Source organism: Streptomyces pratensis, from assembly GCF_016804005.1.
Taxonomy (GTDB): domain Bacteria; phylum Actinomycetota; class Actinomycetes; order Streptomycetales; family Streptomycetaceae; genus Streptomyces; species Streptomyces pratensis_A.
In genome coordinates this window covers 2,496,500-2,522,042 of sequence record NZ_CP051486.1, presented here as the reverse complement: position 1 = coordinate 2,522,042, position 25,543 = coordinate 2,496,500, and the positions used below count along the sequence as shown (strand labels likewise).

Genomic DNA, 25,543 nt, shown 5'->3' with positions numbered 1-25,543 from the left:
GGCATCCTTCGGGGATGACCGGTGAGAGTGCTCCGGTGATCGTCGACGCGGCCGACGTCGTCGGGTCCGTGCTGGGGGCACCTCCCACGCCGAAGGCTGTGGGGGAGGGTGGTGGCGGGACCGGCGCGGCGCCGCCGAGCGGCTGCGGGACTCGCTGGTCCCGTACGCCGCCGAGGGGCTGCCGGGGCACGCGGGTCCCGTCGAGCTCGTGCTGGTCGTCGAGGGGGCCGCGCGCGGGGTCGTGTCCGTGCCGGGGGTACGCGTGGAGGCGGCGCCCGGCAGCGGGGACGATCTGATCGCGGAGCTTGCGGCCGCCGCCCAGGGCCTGCGGCCCTGCCTCGTGGTCACGGCCGACCGCGGTCTGCGACAGCGGGTCGAGGCGTACGGGGCCCGGTGCACGGGCCTGCGAACGGTACGGCCGCTGCCGCCGACCGGGGTCTGACCGGCTCAGGAGGCCTTCGCCATGCGGCTGTTGCGGCGCCCGTACACGAAGTAGATGATCACGCCGAGCGCCATCCAGATCGCGAACCGGAGCCATGTCTCCGCCGGCAGGTTCAGCATCAGCCACACCGAGGCGGCCACCGAGACCAGCGGGAGCAGCGGCACCCACGGGGTGCGGAAGGCCCGGTGGAGCTCGGGGCGGGAGCGGCGGAGCACGATCACTCCGAGGGCCACGACCACGAACGCGAAGAGCGTGCCGATGTTCACCAGGGTCGCCAGCTCGTTGATGCTGGTGAAGCCGGCCACGATCGCGATGACCACGCCGAGCAGGATCGTCGGACGGTACGGGGTGCCGAAGCGCGGGTGCGTCACCGAGAAGAACCTCGGGAGCAGTCCGTCGCGGCTCATCGCGAAGAACACCCGGGTCTGGCCGAGCAGCAGGATCATGCAGACCGTGGTGAGGCCGACCGCCGCGCCGAAGCTGATGACCCCCGCGTAGAAGGGGTGTCCGACGGCCTTGAACGCGTCGGCGAGCGGCGCGCTGACGGAGAGTTCGGAGTAGTTCTGCATGCCGGTGACCACGATGGAGACGGCGACGTAGAGCAGGGTGCAGATGACCAGCGAGGCCAGGATGCCGCGCGGCATGTCACGCTGCGGGAGTTTGGTCTCCTCGGCAGCGGTGGCCACGACGTCGAAGCCGATGAAGGCGAAGAAGACGATGGACGCGGCGGTGAAGATGCCCATGACGCCGAAGTTCGTCGGTTCGTAGCCGAAGATCAGCTGGACGAGCGGGGCGTCCAGGCCCGATCCGCCGGTCTGCTTCTCGGCCTCGGGGATGAAGGGCGAGTAGTTGGACGCCTCGATGAAGAAGAGGCCGGCGATGATCACGATGCCCACGACGGCCAGCTTGATGGCGACGACGACCGTGGTCACCCGGGCGGAGAGCTTCATGCCGAGGACCAGGATGACGGTCAGGATGAGCACCAGGACGAACGCGAGGATGTCGAAGCCGAATCCGCTCGCCACGTCCGGGCCGGAGAGCGCCTCGGGCATCGTCCAGCCGACGTTGTCCATGAGCGAGCGCACGTAGCCGGACCAGCCGACCGCCACCACCGCGGTGCCCAGCGCGAACTCCAGGACCAGGTCCCAGCCGATGATCCAGGCGACCAGCTCGCCCAGCGAGGCGTACGCGAAGGTGTACGCCGACCCGGCCACCGGGACGGTGGAGGCGAATTCCGCGTAACAGAGCGCGGCGAGCGCGCAGACGATGCCCGCCGCGACGAAGGCGAGGGCCGTGGCAGGGCCCGCCGTCTCCTTGGCGACCTTGCCCGTGAGCACGAAGATCCCGGTGCCGATGATGACACCCACTCCGAAGACCGTGAGGTCCAGCGCGGAGAGGGACTTCTTGAGCGCGTGCTCCGGTTCCTCGGTATCACGGATCGACTGTTCGACCGTTTTGGTCCGGAACAGTCCCTTTCCGCTGGGGGGCGTGTCCTGCTGCGTGCTCACCGGCGTACCTCCACGCACTCGTCGTGCACGCCATGATTCGGAACCAGCCGTCCCGGAACGCCCCGTACATCCCGTTTTCACGCGAATGGGCCGGTCGGACCACCCGTGCGGGGTGGGCGACCGGCCCAGTGCGGTGCGGGGTGGATCAGTCGCGGACGGGCTCCACGACGCGGCTCTCGTACCGGCCGTCGAGCTTCGCGACGAGGCCGGTGACCTGCCGTGCGATGTCCGGCGCGGTCAGCCCGATCTCGGCCATGACCTCGCCGCGCGAGGCGTGGTCGAGGAACACCGGCGGGATACCGAAGTCGCGCAGCGGTACGTCGACGTCGGCGTCCCGCAGGGCCTGGGCGATGGCGGAGCCGACACCGCCGGCCCTGCTGTTGTCCTCGACGGTCACGACGACGCGGTGCTCCGACGCGAGCGGGGCGAGCGCCTCGTCGACGGGCTTGACCCAGCGCGGGTCGACCACGGTGGTGGAGATTCCCTGGGCGCCCAGCAGGACGGCGATCTCCAGGCACATCGGGGCGAGTGCGCCGACGGAGACGAGGAGGACGTCCGGCGTGTCCGTTCCCGCCGCCCGCAGGACGTCCATGCCGCCCACCGTGCCGACGGCCTGGACGGAGGGGCCGACCGCACCCTTGGAGAAGCGGACGACCGTCGGCGCGTCGTCCACGTCGACGGCTTCGCGCAGCTGGGCGCGGACCTGGTCGGCGTCGCGCGGGGCGGCGATCCGCAGGGTCGGGACGCACTGCAGGATCGACATGTCCCACATGCCGTTGTGCGAGGCGCCGTCCGTGCCCGTGACGCCGGCCCGGTCCAGGACGAAGGTCACCCCGCACCTGTGCAGGGCGACGTCCATCAGGACCTGGTCGAACGCGCGGTTCAGGAAGGTCGCGTAGACCGCGAAGACGGGGTGCAGCCCGCCGGTGGCCAGGCCCGCCGCGGAGACCGCGCCGTGCTGCTCGGCGATCCCGACGTCGTAGATCCGGTCCGGGAAGGCCTCCTCGAACCTGCCGAGCCCGACGGGCTGGAGCATGGCCGCCGTGATGGCGACGATGTCCTCCCGCTCCTGGCCCAGCTTGACCATCTCCTCACCGAAGACCGACGTCCAGTCGAGCCCGGAGGTGGAGATCGGAAGGCCGGTGTCCGGGTGGATCTTGCCGACCGCGTGGAAGCGGTCCGCCTCGTCCTGGAGGGCGGGTGTGTATCCGCGGCCCTTCTCGGTGAGGCAGTGCACGATGACCGGGCCGCCGAAGCGCTTGGCCCGCTGGAGCGCGGACTCCAGGGCCTCGATGTCGTGACCGTCGATCGGCCCGACGTACTTCAGACCGAGGTCCTCGAACATGCCCTGCGGGGCGATGAAGTCCTTGAGGCCCTTCTTCGCGCCGTGCAGCGTCTCGTACAGCGGCCTGCCGACGACGGGCGTCCTCTCGAGGAGGTCCTTGCCGCGGGCCAGGAACCGCTCGTAGCCGTCGGTGGTGCGGAGGGTGGCGAGGTGGTTCGCGAGGCCGCCGATGGTCGGGGCGTACGAGCGCTCGTTGTCGTTCACGACGATGACGAGGGGGCGGTCCTTGGCCGCGGCGATGTTGTTCAGCGCCTCCCAGGCCATGCCGCCCGTGAGCGCCCCGTCGCCGATGACGGCCACGACGTGGTCGTCCTTGCCCCGGACCTCGTTGGCCTTGGCGAGGCCGTCGGCCCAGCCCAGCACCGTCGAGGCGTGCGAGTTCTCGATGACGTCGTGCTCGGACTCGGCGCGGGACGGGTATCCGGAGAGTCCGCCCTTGCTCTTGAGCTTCGAGAAGTCCTGCCGGCCGGTGAGCAGCTTGTGCACATAGCTCTGGTGGCCGGTGTCGAAGAGGACCTTGTCCTGCGGGGACTCGAAGACCCGGTGCAGGGCGATGGTCAGCTCGACCACACCCAGGTTCGGGCCGAGGTGGCCACCGGTCTTGGACACCGCCTCGACGAGGAAGGTACGGATCTCCTCGGCGAGCTGGATCAGCTGCTCGGAGTCGAGCCGGTCCAGGTCGCGCGGTCCCCTGATGCGGGTCAGCAGATCCACCCGTGCCTCCTTGCGTGTGAGCTGGTCGAGCTAGTCGATCCGATGAGTCTAATGTTCCGCCGGCGGCCCCGGTCATCGGGCGCCGCATTCAGCCCTGCCGTGCCGGACCCGCCGGACGCGCAGGTGCCCGGCATCGCGGAGGATGCCGGGCACGTGTGCGCAGGTAAGGCCGTCAGGCGCGGCCCGCGGTCTTCTGTGTCTTGCGGGTGATGGAGTCGATGACGACCGTGATGAGAAGAACAGCACCGGTGATCATGTAGTTGATCGGTGTGGCGATGCCTTCGAGCGCCAGGCCGTACTGGATCGAGACGATCACCATGACACCGAGCAGCGCGTTCCAGGTGCGGCCCCGGCCACCGAAGAGGCTGGTGCCGCCGATGACGGCCGCGGCGATGACGTTCATCAGGAGGTCGCCGCCGCCGGAGCCCTGGTTGGCCGCCGCGATCTTGGAGGCCCAGAAGAGGCCGCCGATCGCCGCGAAGGTGCCGGCGATGGCGAAGACCGAGACACGGATCGCGGTGACGTTGATGCCGGCACGGCGGGAGGCCTCGACGCTGCCGCCGAGCGCGAAGATCTTCCGGCCGTAGGAGGTGCGGCGCAGGACGAAGTCCGTGCCGACCAGGACGACGAGGAAGAGGACCAGGGCCAGCGGGAGTCCGCGGTACTGGTTGAACATGAACGCCGCGCCGAAGGCGAACACCGCTAGCACGACGGTGCGGATCACGATGTCGACGAGCGGCCGCGACGGGATGCCCGCGGCCTCGCGGCGGCGGGTGTCCAGGAACGCGGAGAGGAAGTAGCCGATCACCGCGACGGCGGCGAGGCCGTAGGCGGCGGCGACGTCCGAGAAGTAGTACGTGGTCAGCTTGCCGACGACCCCGTCACTGTCCAGGTTGATCGTGCCCGTGTCACCGAGCAGCTGGAGCATGAAGCCCAGCCAGAACAGCAGGCCCGCGAGGGTGACGGCGAACGCGGGGGCGCCTATCCGTGCGAAGAAGAAGCCGTGGATCGCGCCCATGACCGCGCCGCTGAGGATCGCGACGAGGACGGCGAGCCACTCGTTCATGCCGTGCGTGACGCTGAGCACGGCGACCACTGCACCGGAGACACCGCTGACCGAGCCGACCGAGAGGTCGATCTCGCCGAGGAGCAGGACGAAGATGATGCCGACGGCCATCATGCCGGTGGCCACCATCGTCACGGCGATGTCGCTGACGTTCTTCGCCGAGAGGAACTCGGAGTTCAGGCTCTGGAAGACGACGCAGATGATGATCAGGCCGATGATCACGGGGATCGAGCCGAGGTCACCACCGCGCATCTTGCGCTTGAACTCGGTGAGGTACCCGGCGAGGCCCTGCTCGCGCACGAGGAGCCGGGGGTCCACCACGGTGTCGGCGCCCTTGGCCGCCTCCGGGTTGACCACTGCGGTGGACGTCTTGTCGGTTGTCACTTCTGGGCCTCCGCGTTGCGCGCCGCACGACGGGTCACGGCGTTCTCCGTGGCGCCCGTGATTGCGGAGATGATCTCTTCCTGCGAGGTGGTCTTCACGTCGAAGACGCCGTTGTTCCGGCCCAGCCGGAGCACGGCCACCTTGTCGGCGACGGCCTTCACATCGGCCATGTTGTGGCTGATGAGGATGACCGCGTGGCCTCGCTCACGCAGCCGCTCGACGAGGTCGAGGACCTGCGCGGTCTGCTCGACGCCGAGCGCGGCGGTGGGCTCGTCGAGGATGACGAGCTTGGGCTCGCCCAGCATCGAACGCGCGATGGCGACGGTCTGGCGCTGACCGCCGGAGAGCGACGCGATCGGGATGCGGACGCTGGGGATGCGGATCGACAGCGTGCTGAGGAGCTCGCGGGAACGCCGCTCCATCTCGACCTCGTCGAGGATTCCGAACTTGCGGAGCTCCCGGCCGAGGTAGAGGTTGCCGACGACGTCGATGTTGTCGCAGAGCGCGAGGTCCTGGTAGACGGTCGCGATCCCCAGGTTCTGGGCGTCGTGGGGCTTGTTGATCTGGACGGGCCGGCCGTCCCACTCGATGACACCGTCATCGATGGGGTGTACTCCGGCGATCGTCTTGACCAGCGTTGATTTACCGGCGCCGTTGTCACCCACCAGGGCGACCACCTCACCGGCGTGGACCTCAAGCTCTACGTCGGTGAGCGCCTGGACGGCACCGAATCGCTTGGAGACCCCTCGCAACGCCAACACGGGCGTAGCGGACACGTGAACCATCTCCTTCGCCGCCTGACCCGGCGGGGATGCCGCGCCTGGGGGAAGGCGCGGTGGTCGAGCAGAAGAATTGAGGAAGAGCGCCGAAGCGTTCCGTCCGGCGCCCGGCCCGGTAGCGGGACGGTTGGTGGGCGGGGCGCCGGACAGGCTTCGGGGTCGCCCGGCGGGCCGTGGAGGGCCGGCCGGGCGGTGGGGACTACTGCAGACCCGCGGAGGTGCAGGCGGCCTTGTACTTGGCCGTGCAGATCTCGTCGAGCGTGTAGATGCCGTCCTTGATGACGGTGTCCTTGATGTTGTCCTTGGTCAGCGAGACGACCGGGACGAGCACGGTGGCGATGCCCTTCGTGCCGGCGTTGTCGACCTTGGACGTGGCGATGGAGTCGAGCTTCTCGCCCTTGGCGAGCGCGACGGCCATCTCCGCGGCGACGATGCCCTCCTGCGGGTAGGGCTTGTAGACGCTCATGAACTGCTCACCGGTGACGATGCGCTGGACACCGGCGAGTTCGGCGTCCTGGCCGGTGACCGGCGGGAGCTTGGAGATACCGGCGGACTTGAGGGCCTGGATGATGCCACCCGCCATGCCGTCGTTGGCGGAGTAGACGCCGGCGATCTTGTCCTTGCCGAGGGCGGTGATCGCGCCCTCCATGTTGGCGTTGGCGTTCTCCGGCTTCCACTCCTTGGTGTCGTACTCCTTGCCGTACGTCACCTTGCCGTCGAGCACCGACTTGGCGCCCTTCTTGAAGAGCGCGGCGTTCGGGTCGGTGATCGAACCGTTCATCATCACGACGGTGGGCTTGGCGGCGCCGCCCAGCGCCTCCAGCAGGGCCTTGCCCTGCACACGGCCGACCTCTTCGTTGTCGAAGGAGGTGTAGGCGTCGATCGGGCCCTCGGCGAGGCGGTCGAAGGCGACGACGGGGATGCCCGCGTCCTTGGCCTTCTTCACGCTGTTCTCGATGGCCTTGGCGTCGACCGCGTCGACGATGAGCGCGTCGACCTTGCCCGTGATCATGGTGTCGACCTGCTGCGCCTGCAGCGTGGCGTCCTGCCTGGCGTTGGCGTAGACGACCTCCGCCTTGCCACCGGTCAGCTCGCTGACCTTCTTCTCGATGATCGGCTTGTCGAACTTCTCGTAGCGGGCGGTGACGTTCTCCGGAAGGAGCAGACCGATCTTGAGGTCGTCGCCCTTCTTGGCCGACGACTCCGAGCTGGTCTTGTCGCCGGACTCCTTGGCGCTCCCGCAAGCGGCGAGAGAGACGGCCATGGTGGTGGCGGCAACGGCAACGGCGGCACGACGCATACGCGTGTTCATTTCGAACCTCCCTGACGAGGCCGCGACGTTGCGGCCGAGGTGGCTGGAAGTCAACTCGGCCGCGAGGGCGGCGTCAAGGAGTAAATTCTTAACGAGATGACAACGGTGCCATTCGTTATCTAAGTGAAGGCAGGAGTCGCCGCGGGGAGAGTGCTCTCCAAAAGGGTCGAATCCCCCATCTCGCTGAGCACGAGGGCCAGGGCACCCAGGACCTCCGCCCGCCCGCCGAGCGCTCCGGGGAGCACCGAGAGCTGCCGCGCGGCACTGGGGATGGCGTACCGGGACACCGAGTCCCGGATGGGTCCCAGCACCAACTCCCCTGCCTCCGCGAGGGATCCGCCGAGCACGACCCGGCTCGGGTTGAGCAGGTTGCACAGGTTGGCCACCCCGCTGCCGATGTGCCGCCCGACGTCCCCGATGACCCTGCGGCAGCCCGGATCGCCCTCGCGGGCCAGCTGGACCATCCGCTCCATGGTGAGGTCGGACCCGTGGCTGGGCTTCAGCAGCGGCAGGACGTACCGGGCGGCGGTGAAGGTCTCCAGGCAGCCGCGGTTGCCGCAGCGGCAGACCGGACCGGACTCGTCGAGGGTGATGTGGCCGATCTCGCCGGCCGTACCCCCGGGCCCGCGGTAGATGGTGCCGTCGATCACCAGACCGGCGCCGACACCGCTGGCGACCTTGATGTACGCGAGGTCCTTGACGCCCCTGCCGGAGCCCCAGACGAGCTCGCCGAGCGCACCGAGGTTGGCATCGTTGTCCACGTACACCGGCACGCCGAGACGCCCGGCGAGCTCCTGGCTGGGATTGATGCCCGTCCAGCCCGGCAGGATCGAGGTGGAGCCCAGCGTGCCGGACTCGACGTCGATCGGGCCCGGTACCCCGAGGCCCACGCCGATCACCTTCTCGGGACTGATCCCGGTGGTCTCGATCAGGCGGTTGACCAGCTGTTCCGCCCGGCCGAAGCCCTGCGCGGACGAGGCGTCCACGTCCAGCGGCTCGGATTCCTCGGCCAGGACCTGGTGAGCCAGGTTGCCGATGGCCACCCGAAGGTGGGTGTGTCCGAAATCCACCCCTATGACGATGCCGGCGTCCCCGCTCAGGGAGACACTCCTGGCACGGCGTCCGCCCGCCGAGGTAGGAGTCACCTCGACCGTGCCGCCGTCCTTGAGCTCACGGACGATGTTGGAGACGGTGGCTGCGGAGAGACCGGTGCTCCTGGCGATCTCGGCCTGGGTCAGGGACCCTGCCATCCTTACGGCACGTACGACCCGCTCAAGGTTGGCCCGATGCAGAGATGTCTGCGACCCCGGAGTCTCCATCGACTCACTCACTCCTGCCGTTTTCTCTAACATGTGAACCCTAAGCTGAGCGTTTTGGGGTGCCCCCCGTCAAGACCTTGAGCAGTCGGAGCCCTCTATGAGCATGGGGCCTCCACATCCGGACAGCGGCGAAAGCCCAGGAATCGGCGTGAACCGCCCACCGTCCGGGGCCTGTGGGCCGTTCACGGCCCCGAAGCCATGTTCGTTTCTGGCGACCGGTGTTGCCCGGATGAAGGCAGCAGCCGGATACCGAACGTCACCGATGCGGGCCGGACACCTGCCCACAGGGCGGCGCGGCCCGCAGGACAGGGCCCGGCCCGCGCGGCACGGAGCACCGGCCGGGCGCCTCAGCGCCGGGTGAACCGGGTGACCGTCACGCCGTTCTCGAACGAGGTCCGGTCGGCGACCTCGAAGGGAGTGGGGGCGAATTCCCCGTTGAACGCCGGGATTCCGGCCCCGGCGACCACGGGGTAGCTCTTGATGATCAGTTCGTCGATCTCGGGCAGGAGCGCGCCGGCGAGAAGGCCGCCACCGCAGAGCCAGATGTCCTGCCCCTCCTCCTGCTTGAGCTCGCGCACCAGCCCGAGCGGATCGCTGGCGACCACGGTGACGGCCGGGTCGGTGTCGGGCGCCAGCGTGCTGGACACGACATACTGCCGCAGGTGGGCGTATGGGCTGCTGAAACCCGCGTCCAGGCCGGGGCGATAGCTGCCGAGCCCCATCAGCACGGTGTCGAAGCGCGGGTTGGGCGCGTCCGCGAGCCCCGCTCCGGCGCGGGCGAAGGTGGGAACCGTCTCGGGGTACCTGGAATTGACCCACGAGGCGTACTCGGCGGCCTGCTCCTCTCCCCCGAGCGGATAGAAGTCGAACTCACCGCCCGGCCCCGCGATGTAGCCGTCGATGGTGACCGCGACGTAGTACACAAGCTTTCGCACGCACATCCCCGTTCGTAGCACTACACTTGAAGTGGTTTGAACGTAGTACTACGTCTGGAGTGGTGTCAATGGTGCGCAGGAACGACTCGCGACGGGCGGCGCTGGTCGACGCCTCGATCGAGGTACTGGCGAGGGAGGGGGCGCGCGGTCTGACCTTCCGGGCGGTGGACACCGAGGCGGGCGTCCCGGGCGGCACGGCCTCCAACTACTTCACCAACCGCGACGACCTGCTCACCCAGGCGGGCACCCGGGTCTACGAACGGCTCCAGCCCGACGGGGCGACGGTGGCGCGGCAGCGGTCGGCCTCACCGGACCGGGAGACCTACACCCTGCTGATGCGCGAGCTGATCGGCCGGATCAGCGCCTTCCGCACCGGCTATCTGGCGCTGCTGGAACTGCGCCTGGAAGCCGTCCGGCGGCCCGAGCTGAGGGCCGTGCTGACCGAACGGGTGCGCGCGGACGTCGAGGCCAACGTGGCTTACCACGAGGAGTCCGGGCTGCCCGGCGACGCCACCGCCGTCCGGCTGCTCTACCTGGCGTTCAACTGGCTCATCGTCGAACAGCTCACACTGCCGGGGGTGTTCACCGACGCGGAGCGCGACCTGCTCGTCGAGGCCGCGGTCGACCGCGTCGTGGCAGGGTGAGGCGACGCCCCGGCCCGGCCGTCCCGCTGCCGCACACGCCTCATCACCACGTGCCGGCCGGCACGTGGTGATGGGAGAGGGAGCGGACCCGGCGCGGGCCCGGGGTCCCTACTTGAGCGCCCCGGCCGTCAGCCCCGCGACGACCTGGCGCTGGAAGACGATGTAGGCGCCCAGGACCGGCAGCATCGCCATGACCAGACCCGCGAAGAGGCCCGACCAGTCCCCCTTGTACCCCTGGCTGGTGGCCAGTTCGACCAGGCCCTGGGAAAGGACCTTGCCGTCAGGGTCGGTGTTCAGCACCGTCGGCAGCATGTACTGGTTCCACTGCCCGAGGAAGTTGAAGATGCCGACGCTGATCAGACCGGGCTTCGCCATCGGCAGCATCACCTGGAAGAAGGTCCGGGTGTGCGAGGCGCCGTCGAGCATGGCCGCTTCCGCGATCGAGGTCGGCAGGGTCCTGAAGAACGAGGTCAGGAAGAAGACCGTGAACGGCAGCGAGTACGCGATGTAGACCAGGATCAGCCCGTGCACGGAGTTCAGCAGGCCCATGTTGTTCATGACGAAGAACAGGGGGACGAGAGCCAGGATGATCGGGAAGCTCATCCCGCCGATGAAGAGGAAGTAGATGAAGCGGTTCCCCGGGAAGTCGAACCGCGCCAGCACGTACGCCGCCATCGAGCCCAGCAGCAGCGTACCGATGAGCGAACCGCCCACCACCAGAATGGTGTTGAGGAAGTAGTCACTCATGTGGGCCTGGTTCCAGGCCCGTGACCAGTTCTCGAAGTGGAGCTCGTCGGGCAGCGCCCAGGGCGTCGACAGGATCGAGTCGTCCGTCTTGAAGGACGACATCACCGCCCACAGGAGCGGCATGACGACGAGTACCGCCCAGATGATCAGCACACCGTGCGAGAAGACGTTGAGGACCTTGCCCTCGCTGCTCTTCGCCGGTCCGCCGGCCGGGGCGTCCGTCTTCGTCACCGGCGAGCGCGGCGCCGGGACGGCGGGAGGAGTCTCAGTGACCTTCATGTGTGCTCACCTCGTACAACTGTCGAGCCGGCCTCCGGGACCGAACTGTTCTGCGCGCCGCGGGCCGCCCGGCCGCCCTGCCTCGGTACGGGCCGCATCAGAACTCCAGCCGCTCGCGCCGGCCCAGCCGCATCACGATCGCCGCGAAGAGCATGGTCACGATGAGCAGCCCGACGCCGATCGTGGTCGCGTAGCCGGCCTGGGCGTCCCGGAAGGCCGTCTGGTAGACGTACAGCGGCAGGACGGTGGTGGAGTAGTCGGGGCCACCGGGGCCGACCGTCATGACCTGCACGGCGGTGAAGGCCTCCACCCCGAGCGCCAGGATCCCCATGTAGACCCAGCCGGACTGCACGGTGTCCCAGAGCAGCGGAAGCGTGATCTTGAAGAAGGTCGTGATGCGACTGGCCCCGTCGAGCAGTGCGGCCTCGTAGAAGTCCTTCGGTATGGACGCCATTCCGGCGGAGAAGAGGACGACGAAGAATCCGACCGTCGACCAGATCAGCACGACCATCACGCAGTAGAGCGCCAGATCGGGATCGCCGAGCCAGTCCGGCTGGAGGCTCTTGAGCCCGACGGCCTTCAGCGTCGCGTTCAGCATTCCGGACGTCGGGTTGAAGGCGAACTGGAAGAGCAGGGCCACGATGACGATCGACAGGACCTGGGGAAAGAAATAGGCGATCTTGTAGAACGCGGAGCCCCGTACGCCGGCGACCGCGGCGTTCTTACGCCGACGGCCACCGACATTGAGCATGAAGGCGAAGAAGAGCGCGAGGCCCAGCGTCACCAGCGGCAGCAGCAGCGCCAGCAGCACACTGTGCTGCAGTGACTTCCAGAAGATGTCGTCGTCGAGCATCCGGCTGTAGTTGTCGAAGCCGACCATCTGGAAGTCGGAGCTCAGTCCGGTCCAGTCCGTGAACGAGTAGTAGATGGACTGGGCGAAGGGCCAGATGACGAAGATGGCGTACAACGCCAGTGGGGCTGCCAGGAACCCCACGATGAACCGGTACTTGCCGTGCTGCATCGTTTACCGACCCCGATTTCCGAGCGGGTGCCGCCGCTGGTGACGGTTGCTCACTGGTGCTTGTAGTGCTTGATGGACTGGTCCTTGGCCGCCGCGTCGGCGAAGCCCTGGATCTTCTTGATGGTCTCCGCCGGGGTCGCGCGGCCGGCCATCATCTCGCCGATTCCGGCGATACCGATCTGCTCCTTCTGCAGCTTCGCGTACCAGTCCTGCAGGCGCGGGTTCACCACGTTCTCGCCGGCCTTGGCCAGGACGTCGACGCCGGACTGCAGAGCGGTGGACAGCGTCAGGCCGTCGGTGCCGCCGTTGAGGGCGGTCAGCGACTTGACCTTCTGGGTGAAGTTCTTGGAGGACTCCTCGCTGAGCATGATGCGCAGCTGCTCCATGCCGCCCTCGGGGTTCTTGGAGTTCGCCGGGACGATGAACGGTTCACCGCCGGACGCCCAGACGGTGCCGAAGGGCAGCTTGTCGGAGGCGTCCAGGCTGGACGGCGCCCCGACCATCATCTTGAAGTCCCCGGGCGTGGTGGGCGCGGCCTCGTTCTCCACCCACGAACCGTTCGGGATGAAGAGCGCCTTGCCCTTGGTCCACTCGGTCTGCGACTGGATGTGGGTCAGGCCGGGTGTGCCCTTGAGGATGTAGCCCTTCTGGAAGAGCTCGTAGTACGCCTCGAACGCGGCCTTGACGGCCGGGTCCTTCCAGGCGTTCGGCTCCAGGTTGTCGATCTTGTCGAGGACCTCACGGCCACCGATCTTGGCGATGAAGGGGTAGAGGGAGAACGGCAGGTAGTACGGGTACTTGCCGGGGTACGTCCAGCCGGCGATGCCCTTCTTCTTCGCCTTCTCGCACAGCGCGAGCATCTCGTCCCAGGTCTCCGGGTACGCCGCGTCGAGCTTCTCCAGGTTGGTCTGCGAGTACCAGACGCCGTACACCGTGTACGCGTAGTACATGACCCAGACCGGGTCGCCGTCGAACTGGCCCATCTCCAGGACCCCGGGGCGCAGGGTGTCGCGGACCTTCTTCGCCGGGTCGTCGTAGGACGGGGCGTCCATCAGCGGCGTCAGGTCGGCGAGCTGCTTCTTGCCGACCAGGACACCCATGTCCATCTGCTCGGCGCCGGAGTTGTCGATCAGGTCCGGCGGGGTGCCGCCGTTGAAGCGCGGCTGCAGAATCGACTGGATCTTCTCGGTCGCCGAGTGCTTGACCTTGGGCGCCTTCGGGAAGGCCTCGTTGTACTTCTTCTCGGCGTCGATGGCGTACTGCTCACCGAAGCCACCGTTGAAGATGACGACCTCGAGGGCTGCGGTCTCATTGACACCGAGCGGGTTCTTCGCGCTCTTGGTGCCCTTCTCGACCTTCTCGTCACTTCCGCCGTCGCTGCTCGCGCAAGCCGACAGGAAGCTCATCGTCGGAACAGCGATCAGGCCGAGTGCGGCAGAACGCTTGATCACATCGCGACGGCCAAGGCCCTCATTCGTGCGGCCGGAGGTGAATCCCATGCTCAAGTCCTCGCCTTCTCCAGGACTCAGGCGGTGTACCGGTCACCCGTCGTGAATTCGCCTAGGCGAAGGGCCCCGCCACCGCGGTCAGTTGCGCTTGGGTCGTGCAGATTGCCGATATACCGGATGCAGTGGGGGAATTCCGGGAGAAACGTACGGCAGGCCACCTCGCGCGCCCACAGCTGTTCCACCCTCCCCCGTGCCCGCGCGCCGTTGTGAAGCGGCTGTGCAGACGCCGACAGGTATAGTCCACTCGCCGCCAACTGAGCAAGATCGAGAGCATGGTTGAGCGGCAGTCTTTCCCGAGTTGAGACCTCACGGACACCTCGGCACCGCGCACCCGCGCGCGGAGGCGCCGTTTTCCGCAATACGGTCGAATCGTCGACGTCGACCCCACGCAACACCCTTGACACATGCCGTCACTTGGCTCCCTACTGGAACCCGCATCCCACAATGACAACGTTGTCCAGAGCATGCCCCCAGGAGGAACGGCTCCGTATGCAGCCCCTACGTGGTCCTCAGCACGGTTCGCGTCACAGACACAACCACTCCGCCGCGGTCCTCGCGGCCTCTCTCGTCCTCGCCCTGGCGGCCCCCACCGCGGCCGTCGCGCAACCGTCCGGCGCCGTACAGAAGCCGTCCGGGGAGACGTCGTTCAGCTCCTCGTTCGAGGCCGACGAGAAGCAGCCCGACTGGCGCAACACCGTCGAAGAAGGTCCCGACGGAAAGAAGAAGGCGTCGGGCGTCGACGGCGGGTTCTCCGCCGGGATACCGGGCAATGTCACCGATCAGGTCACGGATCTGCGTGCCAGCGGAGAGAACGCGGGCGGCGGTGAGGTCAAGGAGAACCTGACTGATGTGCAGTCCGGCACCAAGTGGCTGGCTTTCGAACCCACGGGCTGGGTCGAGTTCGACCTCGCCGAGGCGACCAAGGTCGTGACCTACGCCCTCACTTCGGCCAACGACCACGACGAGCGGGACCCCAAGGACTGGACCCTGAAGGGCTCGGCCGACGGCAAGACCTGGACGGACCTGGACACCCGGACCGGCCAGACGTTCTCCGAACGCCTCCAGACCAAGTCGTACGACTTCACCACGGACACTGCATACCAGCACTTCCGGCTGGAGATCACCAAGAACAACGGTGCGTCCGACGCGCTCCAGCTCGCCGACGTCCAGTTCTCGAACGGGGACACCTCCGCCCCCGCCCCCGACGACATGCGCACCCAGGCCGACCGGGGCCCCTCGGGCTCCCCCACCGCCAAGCAGGGCGCCGGGTTCACCGGGAAGAAGGCGCTGCGCTACGCCGGTACGCACAAGCCGGACGGCCACGCCTACTCGTACAACAAGGTCTTCGACGTCGACACGGCGATCACCAAGGACACGCAGCTCTCCTACCTCGTCTACCCGCAGATGGGCGCGACCGACCTCGACTACCCGGCGACGCACGTGGCCGTGGACCTGGCGTTCACCGACGGCACCTACCTGAGCGGGCTGAAGGCCACCGACAGCCACGGCGGACTCCTCACCCCGCAGGGCCAGGCCGACGCCAAGCGGCTGTACGTGAACCAGTGGAACAAGGTCGCCTCGCGGATCGGCACGGTCGCGGCCGGCAAGACCGTCGACCGGATCCTGGTGGCGTACGACTCCCCCAAGGGCCCGTCGAAGTTCCAGGGCTGGGTCGACGACATCACGATCGCCCCGAAGGCCCCGGAGAAGCGCAAGGCACACCTCTCCGACTACGCGTCGACCGTGCGCGGCACCAACTCCAGCGGCGGCTTCTCACGCGGCAACAACATCCCGGCGACCGCGGTCCCGCACGGCTTCAACTTCTGGACGCCGGTGACCAACGCCGGATCCACGAGCTGGCTGTACGACTACTCGCGGGGCAACAACGCGGACAACCTCCCCACGCTCCAGGCGTTCAGCGCCAGCCACGAGCCGAGCCCCTGGATGGGTGACCGCCAGACCTTCCAGATGATGCCGTCGGCCGCCTCCGGCACTCCGGACGCCTCCCGCACGGCCCGCGCGCTGCCGTTCCGCCACGAGAACGAGACGGCGACCCCGCACTACTACGGGGTGACGTTCGAGAACGGCCTCAAGGCCGAGATGACGCCGACCGACCACGCGGCACGGATGCGCTTCACCTACCCCGGTGACGACGCGAGCCTGGTCTTCGACAACGTCGACAACAGGGGCGGGCTCACCCTCGACCCCGAGACCGGTTCCTTCACCGGCTACTCCGACGTGAAGAGCGGCCTGTCCACCGGAGCCACCCGGCTCTTCGTATACGGCTCCTTCGACGCGCCGGTCACCGACAGCGGAAAGCTGAAGGGCGGCGGCGGTGACGACGTGACAGGCTTCTTCCGCTTCGACGCGGGCAAGGACCGCACGGTCGGCCTGCGGCTGGCGACCTCGCTGATCAGCGTCGACCAGGCGAAGAAGAACCTCGCCATGGAGCTGCCGGCGAAGACCTCCTTCGACAAGGTGAGGAAGAACGCGCAGAAGGCCTGGGACAAGATCCTCGGCAAGATCGAGGTCGAGGGTGCGAACGCCGACCAGCTGACCACGCTCTACTCCAGCCTCTACCGGCTCTACCTCTACCCGAACTCGGGCTTCGAGCAGGTCGACGGCAGGAGCACCTACGCGAGCCCCTTCTCCCCGAAGACCGGCACCGACACCCCTACCCGGACCGGCGCGAAGATCGTCAAGGGCGAGGTGTACGTCAACAACGGCTTCTGGGACACCTACCGGACCACGTGGCCCGCGTACTCCTTCTTCTCCCCGAAGCAGGCCGGCAAGATGGTCGACGGGTTCGTCCAGCACTACAAGGACGGCGGCTGGACCTCCCGCTGGTCCTCCCCGGGCTACGCGGACCTGATGACCGGAACCAGCTCCGACGTGGCCTTCGCCGACGCGTACGTGAAGGGTGTCGACTTCGACGCCGAGGCGGCGTACGACGCGGCGGTCAAGAACGCCACGGTGGCGCCTCCGTCCTCGGGTGTCGGCCGCAAGGGCATGGAGACCTCGGTCTTCACCGGTTACGCCGACACCTCGACGCACGAGGGGCTTTCCTGGTCGCTGGAGGGCTACCTCAACGACTACGGCATCGCGGAGATGGGCAAGGCCCTCTACGCGAAGACGAAGAAGCAGCGCTACAAGGAGGAGTCCGAGTACTTCCTCAACCGTGCGCAGAACTACGTCAAGCTGTTCGACGAGAAGGCGGGCTTCTTCCAGGGCAAGAAGCCGAACGGTGACTGGCGCCTGCCCTCCGACCAGTACGACCCCCGCGTCTGGGGCTACGACTACACGGAGACCAACGGCTGGGGCTACGCCTTCACCGCCCCGCAGGACAGCCGCGGGCTGGCCAACCTCTACGGCGGGCGTGACGGTCTGGCCGAGAAGCTGGACACGTACTTCTCGACCCCCGAGACCGCCGGACCCGAATTCGTCGGCTCGTACGGCGGAGTCATCCACGAGATGACCGAGGCACGCGACGTGCGGATGGGCCAGTACGGCCACAGCAACCAGGTCGCGCACCACGCCACGTACATGTACAACGCGGCCTCGCAGCCCTGGAAGACCCAGGAGAAGGTCCGCGAGGTCCTCGGCCGGCTGTACACGGGCAGCGAGATCGGCCAGGGCTACCACGGCGACGAGGACAACGGCGAGCAGTCGGCCTGGTACCTCTTCTCCTCGCTCGGCTTCTACCCGCTGGTCATGGGCAGTGGGGAGTACGCGATCGGCTCGCCGCTCTTCACGAAGACGACCGTGCACCTGGAGAACGGCCGCGACCTGGTCGTCAAGGCTCCGAAGAACAGCGCGAAGAACATCTACGTCCAGGGCCTGAAGGTCAACGGCAAGAAGTGGACCTCCACCTCGCTGCCGCACGACGTGCTCGCCAAGGGCGGTGTGCTGGAGTTCGACATGGGCTCCAAGCCCTCGTCGTGGGGCACGGGCAAGAACGCGGCCCCGGTCTCCATCACCCAGGACGACAAGGTGCCCGCCCCGAAGGGCGACGTGCTCAAGGGTGACGGCGCGCTGTACGACAACACCTCCGCGACCTCGGGCCCGGTCGAGTCGGTGGAGCTGCCGGCCGCCGCGGGCACGAAGGCGGTCCAGTACACGCTGACCTCGGCCACGGCGGCGAAGGCCCCCACGGGCTGGGTGCTGCAGGGATCGGCGGACGGCACGTCCTGGAAGGACCTCGACAAGCGGTCCGGCCAGACGTTCGCCTGGGACAAGCAGACCCGGGCCTTCTCGGTGCAGGCGCCGAAGGCGTACGCGAAGTACCGGCTGGTGAGCACGGAGGCGGCGACGCTGGCGGAGATCGAGCTGATCTCCTGAGTCATCAGCGTCACGCATGAGGACGGGCCGCCCGCACGCCGGGCGGCCCGTTTCCGCGTGTGCGCCCCTCGGACCCGGGCGACGAGCTGGACCTCGGCGGGCAGCCCGGGGAGGGCCGGCCACGGGATGCCGGCCATGGTGCTCACCACCTGAGGTCCGGCCGGCCGTACGCCTCCTTGCGCGCCGGCCTGCCGCGGCGTCGCCCGCGCAGGCGTCGAGGACGTGGACGACTTCCTCGACGACGTCGTCCGGCGATGCGCCGGAACGCCGCGGCGGCTCCGCCGCATCGGCGGAAGCCGCAGGGCCCGGACGCTCCGGCGGTGCGGCGTGCGGGACGCGGTCCGCACGGCGGCTGACGGCTGCTGCGCACAGCCCTCCGTGACGGACCGCCGCCGGAGGACGGCCCCGCCGACGAGTTCCCCGCCCCTCCCGGCGCATCGGTCGGAGTGGCCGCGGCCGAGGAACCGGCCCGAGCCGACGGCGGACCTGCCGAGAACCGGAACATGAAATACCGGGGACCTTCGGCCTGATTCCGGGCCCTCGGGCGGCTTCCACCCGAGGACTCACTGCCGACTATCGGCTAGTCAGGGTATATTTGCGCGTTTTTGCGGTGTCTCAACGCACTCTTCGGGCGATCCATGCCATTTCTTAGGCGATCAGGTGATCAGTACGACAATCATCTCGGCTTGAAGGAGCCCAGCATGCGCATTTCCGCTTCCGTCCGCTCCCGCACCATCCGTACGGGCACCACGATGGCGGCTGCGGTCGCCGTCGCCGGTGTCACCCTGGCCGGGGCCCCCACCGCCCAGGCCCTCGGGGAGAGCGGCGACATCGACATCAGTTCGGTCGGCTGGCACTCCCGTGGTGAGCGCGAGGGGGTCGAGGTCTGCAAGTTCGTGCTCGAGGCCAACAACTTCGGGGAACTGCAGTTCATCACCTGGACGATCGCCGAGCAGCCGCCGACCGTGCCCCCGGGGGACACCCTCACGGCCTCCCTTCCGCTCATCTCGGGCAAGGCCCGCAGCCAGGAGTACCTCCTTCCCGAGGGCACGTACCTGCTCTCGTGGCCGACGGTGGTCCCCGGCGCCCCGCCGGTCGTCCCGCCCCTGAAGTCCAAGAGCTTCGAGGTCGACTGCTCCCGGCCCGGCCAGGGCGGGCCCGGTGACAACCGCTCGGACGACGACGCGCGTGGCTCCTCGGCGGAGTCGGGGGCCGAGAAGAGCTCGGAGGAGAAGGGCTCCGAGAAGTCGTACGAGAAGCCGTCCGGCGCGGTGCCCGCCGGCGGCGGCGGCGTCCCCGACATGGAGGGCGTCAGCAACGAGGGCGAGTCGGGCATCGGCACCTCGGCCGCACTGGTCGCGGGAGCAGCCGGAATCGCGGGGCTGATCATGGTCCGTCGATCCGCACGCCGTCGTGCCCGCAACGAGGCATGACACGCGCGGCCGACGGCGACGACGGGGACCGAGTCGTGCATGCCGGCTCACGATGACCCTGTGCGTGACCTTCTCGCTGGTGACCGGCGTCGTGTGGGCGAGCTCGGACTCGTCCGAGGACGCCTCGTCGGTCACCGCCGCCCGCGGCAGCGACGCCGCGGGCGGCGGGGCCCCGCCGTTCCGGAGGGCGCCGCACAAGCCTCAGGAGAAGGTGCCCGCCTCGCACTCACCGCTGGTGCACTCCCGGCCGGTGAAGGTCGCCATCCCCGCGATCTTCATCGAGGCCCCCGTCACCGGCCTCGGCCTCGACAAGAAGGGCCGGCTCGGCGCCCCGCCGCTGAACAGGCCCAAATTGGTGGGGTGGTACCGCAAGGGCCCGTCCCCCGGAGAGGCGGGAACGTCCCTGCTCGTCGGTCATCGGGACACCGCGACAGGGCCGGCCATCTTCCTCAATCTCAACGCCCTGCGCAGGGGTGACACCGTGAAGATCACCCGGGCGGACAAGCGGACCGCGGTCTTCACCGTCGACGAGGTGAAGACCTACACGAAGGACGAGTTCCCCGACGACAAGGTGTACGGCGCGACCGGCCGTCCGGAGCTCAGGCTCCTGACGTGCGGTGGACGCTTCGACAAGAAGGGCGGCTACTCGGCCAACGTGGTCGTCTTCGCCCACCTCACGTCACTCAAGAAGAAGGCGGCCTGAGTCCGGGCACGCCACATGGAACCGGCCGGTACCTCGGGGGCGAGGTGCCGGCCGTCCGTCCTGCTCCGGGCCGCACGGCCGCCCGGCTCCGGCGGAGCTACGTCCCGCACACGTCCTGGTCGGCCCGTGACTGCTTGACGTCCACCTTCTTCGGCGGGGCGATGGGCCGGCCGGCCTCCTTGAAGTCGGCCCCGAGCACCAGCATCATCGCCTCCGTCCCGGTGGCGTCCGTCGTACCGGGCTTCAGTGCGGAGGCTGGCAGACCCATCAGATCCGCGAGCGCGCGGGCCTGGTCAGCCTGGTTCGGCGCGTACTCCAGTGTCGTCTTCGCCACGTCCTCCGGGGCGTTGCCGACGTTGCTGGACTTCGGCACACCCTTCGAATTCTGCAGCCAGCCGAGGACCGCGCTCGCCGACCCGCCCGGCGCGCCGCCGTTGGCGAGGTCGACGCGCACGTCCGACGCCTCGGCCCGAGGGCCTTCGAGCAGAGCGGCCTGCTTGTCCTCGGCCGCCTTCTGATCCTTCTTGACCTCGGTGAAGGACACGTCGTTCTGCAGCATGCTGAAGACCTTCGGCGCCTCGACCGGATGTGGGACGACGGTGACGGGCGTGGGCTCGTCAGGGTTGTCGACCACCGGCAGCGTCATCAGGGTGATGTTCTTCAGGTCGATCTTTCCGAGTTCCTTGGCGAGGGTGACGAGCTTGGCCGCGCTGCCTATCCCCCTGTCCACGGTGAGCGCCTTGGTGGCCGCCTCGGCGACGTCGAGCATCTTCATGGGACTGCTCAGCGTGTCTTCCTTGAGCTGCCGCATCATCGACGCGACGAACTTCTGCTGCATCTCGATCCGGTCCAGATCGCTCTCGTTCTTGAGACCGTGCCGGTTGCGGAGGAACGACAGTGCGTCCTCGCCCCCGATCCTGCTCTCGCCGGCCGGCAGGTCGAGCTTCGACCCGCCGCCCTCGTCCTTGATGGGCTTCTTGAGACACACCTTCACGCCACCGACCGCGGTGGACAGCGTCTTGACCGCGTTGAAGTCGAACATCATGAAGTGGTCGACCTCGAGGTCCGTGATGCCCTCGACCGTGCGCATGGTGCAGCCCGGGTCACGGCCGTTCACCCCGAACGACTCGTTGAACCTGGTGGGGACCTTCGAGCCCGCGATGACCTCGGTCGAGCCGTCGGGCTGCCTGGTCTCGCAGTCCGGGATGTCGGTCATGAGGTCCCGGGGGATGCTCACCACGGTCGCGTTGGAGCGGTCGCCCGATATGTGGAAGAGGAGCGTGGTGTCGGCGTGTCCGGTGACGTTGTCCCGGTTGCCGTAGTCCTCGTTGCCCTTGCCGACGCGTACGTCGTTGCCGATGATCAGGATGTTGACCGGCCCGTCCTCCAGGACGCTGTCGCTCCCCACGTCACCGATGTCCACGGTACTGATGTTGCCGTCGAGGCGGTTGTACCAGTAGTAGGCGTACGCCGACGTCCCGACGAGGACCAGCGCGAGGGCACCCCCGGTCCACACCAGCACCTTCTTCTTGCCGCCCTGCTTGCTCTTGCGGCGTCCGGATCCGCGCGTGGTGTCCGCAGAGGGTGCGCTGTGGCGGCTGCGCTGCCGGGGGACGCGGGCGGGCGCGGGGGCGGTACGGTCCCGGGGTAGGGAATCCGCGCCGCCGTCACTCCGGGGACGAGGTACGGAGGGGCTGTCCAGACGCAGTTCGTACGCGCCGGTCTCGGGGTTGACCACCCACTGGTCCGCGGGGTCCACCCCGTCCGCCCCTCCAAAGGTCTGCGCGTCCATGCTGTCCGGTCCCCTGTCAGGTGCCACACGAGTCGCTTAGCTGTTCGACGCGCCATACTACCGAGGCATTACACCGTTCAACGGCTTCCACGATATTTCGGCGGCACTCCAGGAACGATTCACATCCGTCACTGATTGGTCGTCATATGCATTGCCAATGAACGGGGTTGACCACGGGAGCGGCCGACACCCCCGGCCGGGGACATCGGCCGCCACTGTCCTTCGCCTATCCCACGCTGCAGTCGAGTCGCAGTGCGGGGTCCGGGGCGCCGCCTTCGGTGACGTACCCGAAGGTCGTGGATTCACCGGGGTCCAGCGAACCGTTCCAGCCCGCGTTGTGGACCATCACCTCCTGCCCCTGTGACGTCATCGTTCCGCTCCAGAGGCTCGCGACGCTCTGCCCGGTGGGCTGCGTCCACTCCACCATCCACCCGAGCATCGGCACCGTTCCGGTGTTGGTGACCTTCACCTCCGACTGGTAGCCACCGCTCCAGCTGCCGGTCGTGGTGCGGGTGGCGGCACAGTCTCCCGGCGGGGGCTCGGTCGGGGTGGAGCCGCTGCCGTCCTTGACCCCGGTCACCTCTCCGTTGCCGCCGTCGAACACCACGTCCGAGCAGGAGTAGAAGGTCTCCTGACTGTCGGAACGCTGCCAGACCACGTAGATGACGTGCCGGCCGTCCTTGTCCTCGGGCAGCGCGCCGGTCCACCTGTAGTCGGCCCCGACGGTGCCCGGGCTGCCGTTCAGCGGCGGGTGGTCGATGGACAGGAAGGGTGACTCCTCCATGTCGGACCAGGTCAGTGCCTGAGTGGGGTCGTAACCGTCCTTGGTGATGTAGACGTAGAACCAACCCGGGTGCGCTGCCCAGGCGTTGTACGAGAAGTCGATGGTCGCACCCTCGGTCAGATGCGTCACCGGCCAGTCGGCACTGGGCTTGTCGAACCCGGTGAAGTTGGTGTTGCCGCCGCTGCACAGCTCACCGTCGGGCACGAAGCCTCGGGTGCGGCCGGCGCCGTCGGAGCGCAGCACGGAGAACCAGTTGTAGAACGGGGTGGTCCCGCTCTGCTGGGCAGCGGCCTTGCAGGCGGGGTTCACCGGCTTGATCTCGCCGGTGTCGGTCAGTCCGTCCTGCCAGCACAGGAACGTACGGCTGGCGGGTTTCATCGGTGTGCCGTGGGCTTCTGCCTTCTCCCCGGTGGTGACGACCAGCCCGAGGGCGGGGACGGTCGTGAGGAGGGCGAGCAGGGTGAGGAGGACGGTTCTTCGGCGAGTGCCGGCAAGTAACCGGTGTCTGGACAAGTGGATCACGATGTACGTCCCTTCGCTGCGGCGCCGGACGGGGCCGGGATGCGGTGCGAACTTGGGAGCGCTCCCATTGCGGAGGCTAGCGCCGGGCCAAAATCATGTAAACGCCTTGCGCGGGACGGCTTTTGCCACCCGTGCGGGTGACCGTCACGGGTACGCCACATACGGGGGCGGGGTAATCGGTAACTTCCGGCGCATGCCATTGCCGAAGGACCTTGATCCCTACCTGAACCCGCGCACCTTCTACGGCGCGGAGCTGCGGCGCCTGCGCGAGGCTGCGGGCCTGTCGCAGAGCGAGCTGGGTGAGCGGGCGTTCTGCTCGGGCACCTACATCAGCCTGTTCGAGGCGGCCGAGCGGCGGCCGCAGGTGGAGATCTCGCGCACCCTGGACAAATTATTGGGGAGCGGTGAACACCTTCAGCGGCTGTGTCAACTGGCGCGGAAGTCGAAGGTGGCGGAGTACTTCGCAGATACCGCGGAGCTCCAGTTGCAGGCCTCGACCATCGGGAGCTTCAACTCGATGCTCGTCCTCGGCCTCTTGCAGACCGAATCCTACGCACGCGCACTCACCAGGTCCGCCCACCCGTTCGCCGACCAGGAGATCGTCGAAGGGCATGTCCGCACGAGGATGGAGCGGACATCGCTCCTCGACTCCCCCACCGCACCCGTGCTCTGGGTGGTCATTCACGAAGCCGCCCTGCTCCTACCGGTGGGCGGTCCGGGAGTGATGGCCGAGCAGCTCGATCACCTTGCCGAACAGACCGCGTCTCGCCCCCGACTCATCACTCAGGTCCTTCCTTTCTCCGCCGAGGCACACCCTCTCCTCCACGCGTCGATGACGCTGATGCAGTTCAACGAGGCCCCCGCCGTCGTGTACACGGAGGCCGCATACAGCGGTCAACTCGTCGAAGAATCCGCGCTGGTGGAGCAGCACCGCTCCGCCTACGATCTGGCCAGGGCTGCCGCGTTGTCGCCGGCGGCGTCCCTGGACCGGATCGCCTCGGCGGCGAAGGAGTTCGCGACGCCATGAGCACCAAGCCTGATCTGAGTACGGCTGCCTGGCGCAAGGCGTCCTACAGCAATGGCGACGGCGGTGAGTGCGTCGAGATCGCCGACGGCTTCCCCGGCATCGTCCCCGTGCGCGACAGCAAGGCTCCCGACGGCCCGGCACTCACCTTCGCCGCCGCGCACTGGTCGCAGTTCGTCGACGCCCTCAGGGGCGGCTCGCTCTGACGCCCGTCAGTCGATGGCGTTGAACAGCCTCTCCGGCAGAGCCATGTTCAGCGCCGTGACGACCGGCTTGTCGTGTTCCGTGCCGAGGCGCGAGACCGCGCCCGTGGCGAGCTGGAACAGTTCCCCGCTCGCGGGTGTCAGTCGCAGGTATCGCGCGGTGAGCACACGCAGGAAGTGGGAGTGGGCCACCAGCACGATGTCGGTGTCCCCGAGACGCGAGGCCGCCGCGCGGACCTCCGCGAGGACCCGGTCCGCTCGTGCGCCCACCTCTTCCGGGCTCTCCCCCGGGTGCTCGTCCGAACCGGGTGCGACGCCGTCCGTCCAGAGGTTCCAGTCGGGGCGGGTGCGGCGGATCTCGACGGTGGTCACGCCCTCGTACGCCCCGTAGTCCCATTCGCGCAGGTCCGGCGTCTCGCGGGGCGCGGTGAGCCCCGCCAGTTCGGCGGTGCGGCGGGCACGTAGATAGGGGCTGACCAGGGTCAGCCCGATCTCCCGTTCGGCGAGGAGCGGTACGAGGGCGCGGGCCTGGCGCTCACCCAGCTCGGTCAGGGGCAGGTCGGTCCAGCTCGTGTGCTGCCCGGACCTGGACCACTCGGTCTCGCCGTGCCGGATCAGGATCAACTCGCCCATGGAAATTTCCGCTCTGTGCGCCGTAGTCGTACGTGTGTGCCGCTGATGCCAACCTGACGGCCCACGATCGCATTCCATCCGGGCGGGCGCGGGGCGGCTCGCCCCGAG

At 68.2% G+C, this 25,543-nt stretch carries 19 protein-coding genes and 1 pseudogene; 7 read left to right on the top strand and 13 right to left on the bottom strand.

Going from position 1 to position 25,543, the window contains the following annotated elements; all coding sequences use genetic code 11:
• The first annotated feature begins 14 nt into the window (after nucleotides 1-14).
• Nucleotides 15-442: pseudogene (locus tag HED23_RS10870) on the top strand (NTP pyrophosphohydrolase).
• A 5-nt stretch (nucleotides 443-447) separates the two neighbouring features.
• On the opposite strand, the gene HED23_RS10865 reads toward HED23_RS10870, so the two are convergent.
• The 7 genes from HED23_RS10865 to HED23_RS10835 form a co-directional block, all read right to left on the bottom strand.
• Nucleotides 448-1,950 carry an amino acid permease gene (locus tag HED23_RS10865; protein WP_203183187.1) on the bottom strand — a complete coding sequence of 501 codons (1,503 nt, stop codon included), beginning with the start codon at nucleotides 1,948-1,950 and terminating at the stop codon, nucleotides 448-450.
• A gap of 145 nt (nucleotides 1,951-2,095) precedes the next feature.
• On the bottom strand, nucleotides 2,096-4,009 hold the full coding sequence (gene dxs / locus HED23_RS10860; protein WP_203183186.1) for a 1-deoxy-D-xylulose-5-phosphate synthase: 1,914 nt from the start codon (nucleotides 4,007-4,009) through the stop codon (nucleotides 2,096-2,098).
• A 172-nt stretch (nucleotides 4,010-4,181) separates the two neighbouring features.
• Nucleotides 4,182-5,459 (bottom strand): sugar ABC transporter permease, encoded by a 1,278-nt coding sequence (locus HED23_RS10855; protein WP_203183185.1) that lies wholly within the window; start codon nucleotides 5,457-5,459, stop codon nucleotides 4,182-4,184.
• On the bottom strand, nucleotides 5,456-6,244 hold the full coding sequence (locus HED23_RS10850) for an ATP-binding cassette domain-containing protein (protein ID WP_056791786.1): 789 nt from the start codon (nucleotides 6,242-6,244) through the stop codon (nucleotides 5,456-5,458). The genes HED23_RS10855 and HED23_RS10850 overlap by 4 nt, the downstream gene beginning before the upstream one ends.
• A 193-nt stretch (nucleotides 6,245-6,437) precedes the next feature.
• On the bottom strand, nucleotides 6,438-7,550 hold the full coding sequence (locus tag HED23_RS10845; RefSeq protein ID WP_203183184.1) for a sugar ABC transporter substrate-binding protein: 1,113 nt from the start codon (nucleotides 7,548-7,550) through the stop codon (nucleotides 6,438-6,440).
• Nucleotides 7,551-7,669: 119 nt separating this feature from the next.
• Complete coding sequence (locus HED23_RS10840; protein WP_203183183.1) at nucleotides 7,670-8,869, bottom strand: ROK family transcriptional regulator; 1,200 nt, start codon at nucleotides 8,867-8,869, stop codon at nucleotides 7,670-7,672.
• Between the two features lie 347 nt (nucleotides 8,870-9,216).
• Entirely contained in the window at nucleotides 9,217-9,804 is a 588-nt protein-coding gene (locus HED23_RS10835) for a dihydrofolate reductase family protein (RefSeq protein WP_203183182.1), read from the bottom strand.
• Nucleotides 9,805-9,872: 68 nt separating this feature from the next.
• Between HED23_RS10835 and HED23_RS10830 the strand changes: the two genes are divergently transcribed.
• Complete coding sequence (locus HED23_RS10830; RefSeq protein WP_203183181.1) at nucleotides 9,873-10,448, top strand: TetR/AcrR family transcriptional regulator; 576 nt, start codon at nucleotides 9,873-9,875, stop codon at nucleotides 10,446-10,448.
• A 108-nt stretch (nucleotides 10,449-10,556) separates the two neighbouring features.
• On the opposite strand, the gene HED23_RS10825 is transcribed toward HED23_RS10830, so the two are convergent.
• The 3 genes from HED23_RS10825 to ngcE all read right to left on the bottom strand — a co-directional run bounded on the left by HED23_RS10825 (nucleotide 10,557) and on the right by ngcE (nucleotide 13,994).
• The gene (locus tag HED23_RS10825) at nucleotides 10,557-11,474 is read right to left on the bottom strand and encodes a carbohydrate ABC transporter permease (protein WP_203183180.1); all 918 of its coding nucleotides are present in this window, start codon (nucleotides 11,472-11,474) and stop codon (nucleotides 10,557-10,559) included.
• A 97-nt stretch (nucleotides 11,475-11,571) separates the two neighbouring features.
• Nucleotides 11,572-12,495 carry a carbohydrate ABC transporter permease gene (locus HED23_RS10820; RefSeq protein WP_203183179.1) on the bottom strand — a complete coding sequence of 308 codons (924 nt, stop codon included), beginning with the start codon at nucleotides 12,493-12,495 and terminating at the stop codon, nucleotides 11,572-11,574.
• Between the two features lie 50 nt (nucleotides 12,496-12,545).
• Nucleotides 12,546-13,994, bottom strand: coding sequence for an N-acetylglucosamine/diacetylchitobiose ABC transporter substrate-binding protein (gene ngcE / locus HED23_RS10815; RefSeq protein ID WP_203183178.1), 1,449 nt, complete (start codon nucleotides 13,992-13,994; stop codon nucleotides 12,546-12,548).
• A 498-nt stretch (nucleotides 13,995-14,492) separates the two neighbouring features.
• Here ngcE and HED23_RS10810 point away from each other — a divergent pair, with 498 nt between their 5' ends.
• The 3 genes from HED23_RS10810 to HED23_RS10800 all read left to right on the top strand — a co-directional run bounded on the left by HED23_RS10810 (nucleotide 14,493) and on the right by HED23_RS10800 (nucleotide 20,477).
• The gene (locus HED23_RS10810) at nucleotides 14,493-18,341 is read left to right on the top strand and encodes a GH92 family glycosyl hydrolase (RefSeq protein ID WP_203183177.1); all 3,849 of its coding nucleotides are present in this window, start codon (nucleotides 14,493-14,495) and stop codon (nucleotides 18,339-18,341) included.
• A 701-nt stretch (nucleotides 18,342-19,042) separates the two neighbouring features.
• Nucleotides 19,043-19,774 carry a hypothetical protein gene (locus HED23_RS10805; protein WP_203183176.1) on the top strand — a complete coding sequence of 244 codons (732 nt, stop codon included), beginning with the start codon at nucleotides 19,043-19,045 and terminating at the stop codon, nucleotides 19,772-19,774.
• Between the two features lie 52 nt (nucleotides 19,775-19,826).
• Complete coding sequence (locus tag HED23_RS10800) at nucleotides 19,827-20,477, top strand: class F sortase (RefSeq protein ID WP_203183175.1); 651 nt, start codon at nucleotides 19,827-19,829, stop codon at nucleotides 20,475-20,477.
• Nucleotides 20,478-20,574: 97 nt separating this feature from the next.
• Here HED23_RS10800 and HED23_RS10795 read toward each other — a convergent pair whose 3' ends face one another.
• Nucleotides 20,575-22,269 carry an LCP family protein gene (locus tag HED23_RS10795; protein WP_203183174.1) on the bottom strand — a complete coding sequence of 565 codons (1,695 nt, stop codon included), beginning with the start codon at nucleotides 22,267-22,269 and terminating at the stop codon, nucleotides 20,575-20,577.
• Nucleotides 22,270-22,495: 226 nt separating this feature from the next.
• Nucleotides 22,496-23,575 carry a lytic polysaccharide monooxygenase auxiliary activity family 9 protein gene (locus HED23_RS10790; protein ID WP_203183173.1) on the bottom strand — a complete coding sequence of 360 codons (1,080 nt, stop codon included), beginning with the start codon at nucleotides 23,573-23,575 and terminating at the stop codon, nucleotides 22,496-22,498.
• A 193-nt stretch (nucleotides 23,576-23,768) separates the two neighbouring features.
• Between HED23_RS10790 and HED23_RS10785 the strand changes: the two genes are divergently transcribed.
• Nucleotides 23,769-24,602 carry a helix-turn-helix domain-containing protein gene (locus HED23_RS10785; protein ID WP_203183172.1) on the top strand — a complete coding sequence of 278 codons (834 nt, stop codon included), beginning with the start codon at nucleotides 23,769-23,771 and terminating at the stop codon, nucleotides 24,600-24,602.
• On the top strand, nucleotides 24,599-24,805 hold the full coding sequence (locus tag HED23_RS10780; protein ID WP_203183171.1) for a DUF397 domain-containing protein: 207 nt from the start codon (nucleotides 24,599-24,601) through the stop codon (nucleotides 24,803-24,805). The genes HED23_RS10785 and HED23_RS10780 overlap by 4 nt, the downstream gene beginning before the upstream one ends.
• A 6-nt stretch (nucleotides 24,806-24,811) precedes the next feature.
• Here the strand turns inward: HED23_RS10780 and HED23_RS10775 are convergent, their stop codons facing one another.
• The gene (locus HED23_RS10775) at nucleotides 24,812-25,435 is read right to left on the bottom strand and encodes a histidine phosphatase family protein (protein WP_203183170.1); all 624 of its coding nucleotides are present in this window, start codon (nucleotides 25,433-25,435) and stop codon (nucleotides 24,812-24,814) included.
• Nucleotides 25,436-25,543 lie beyond the last annotated feature (108 nt).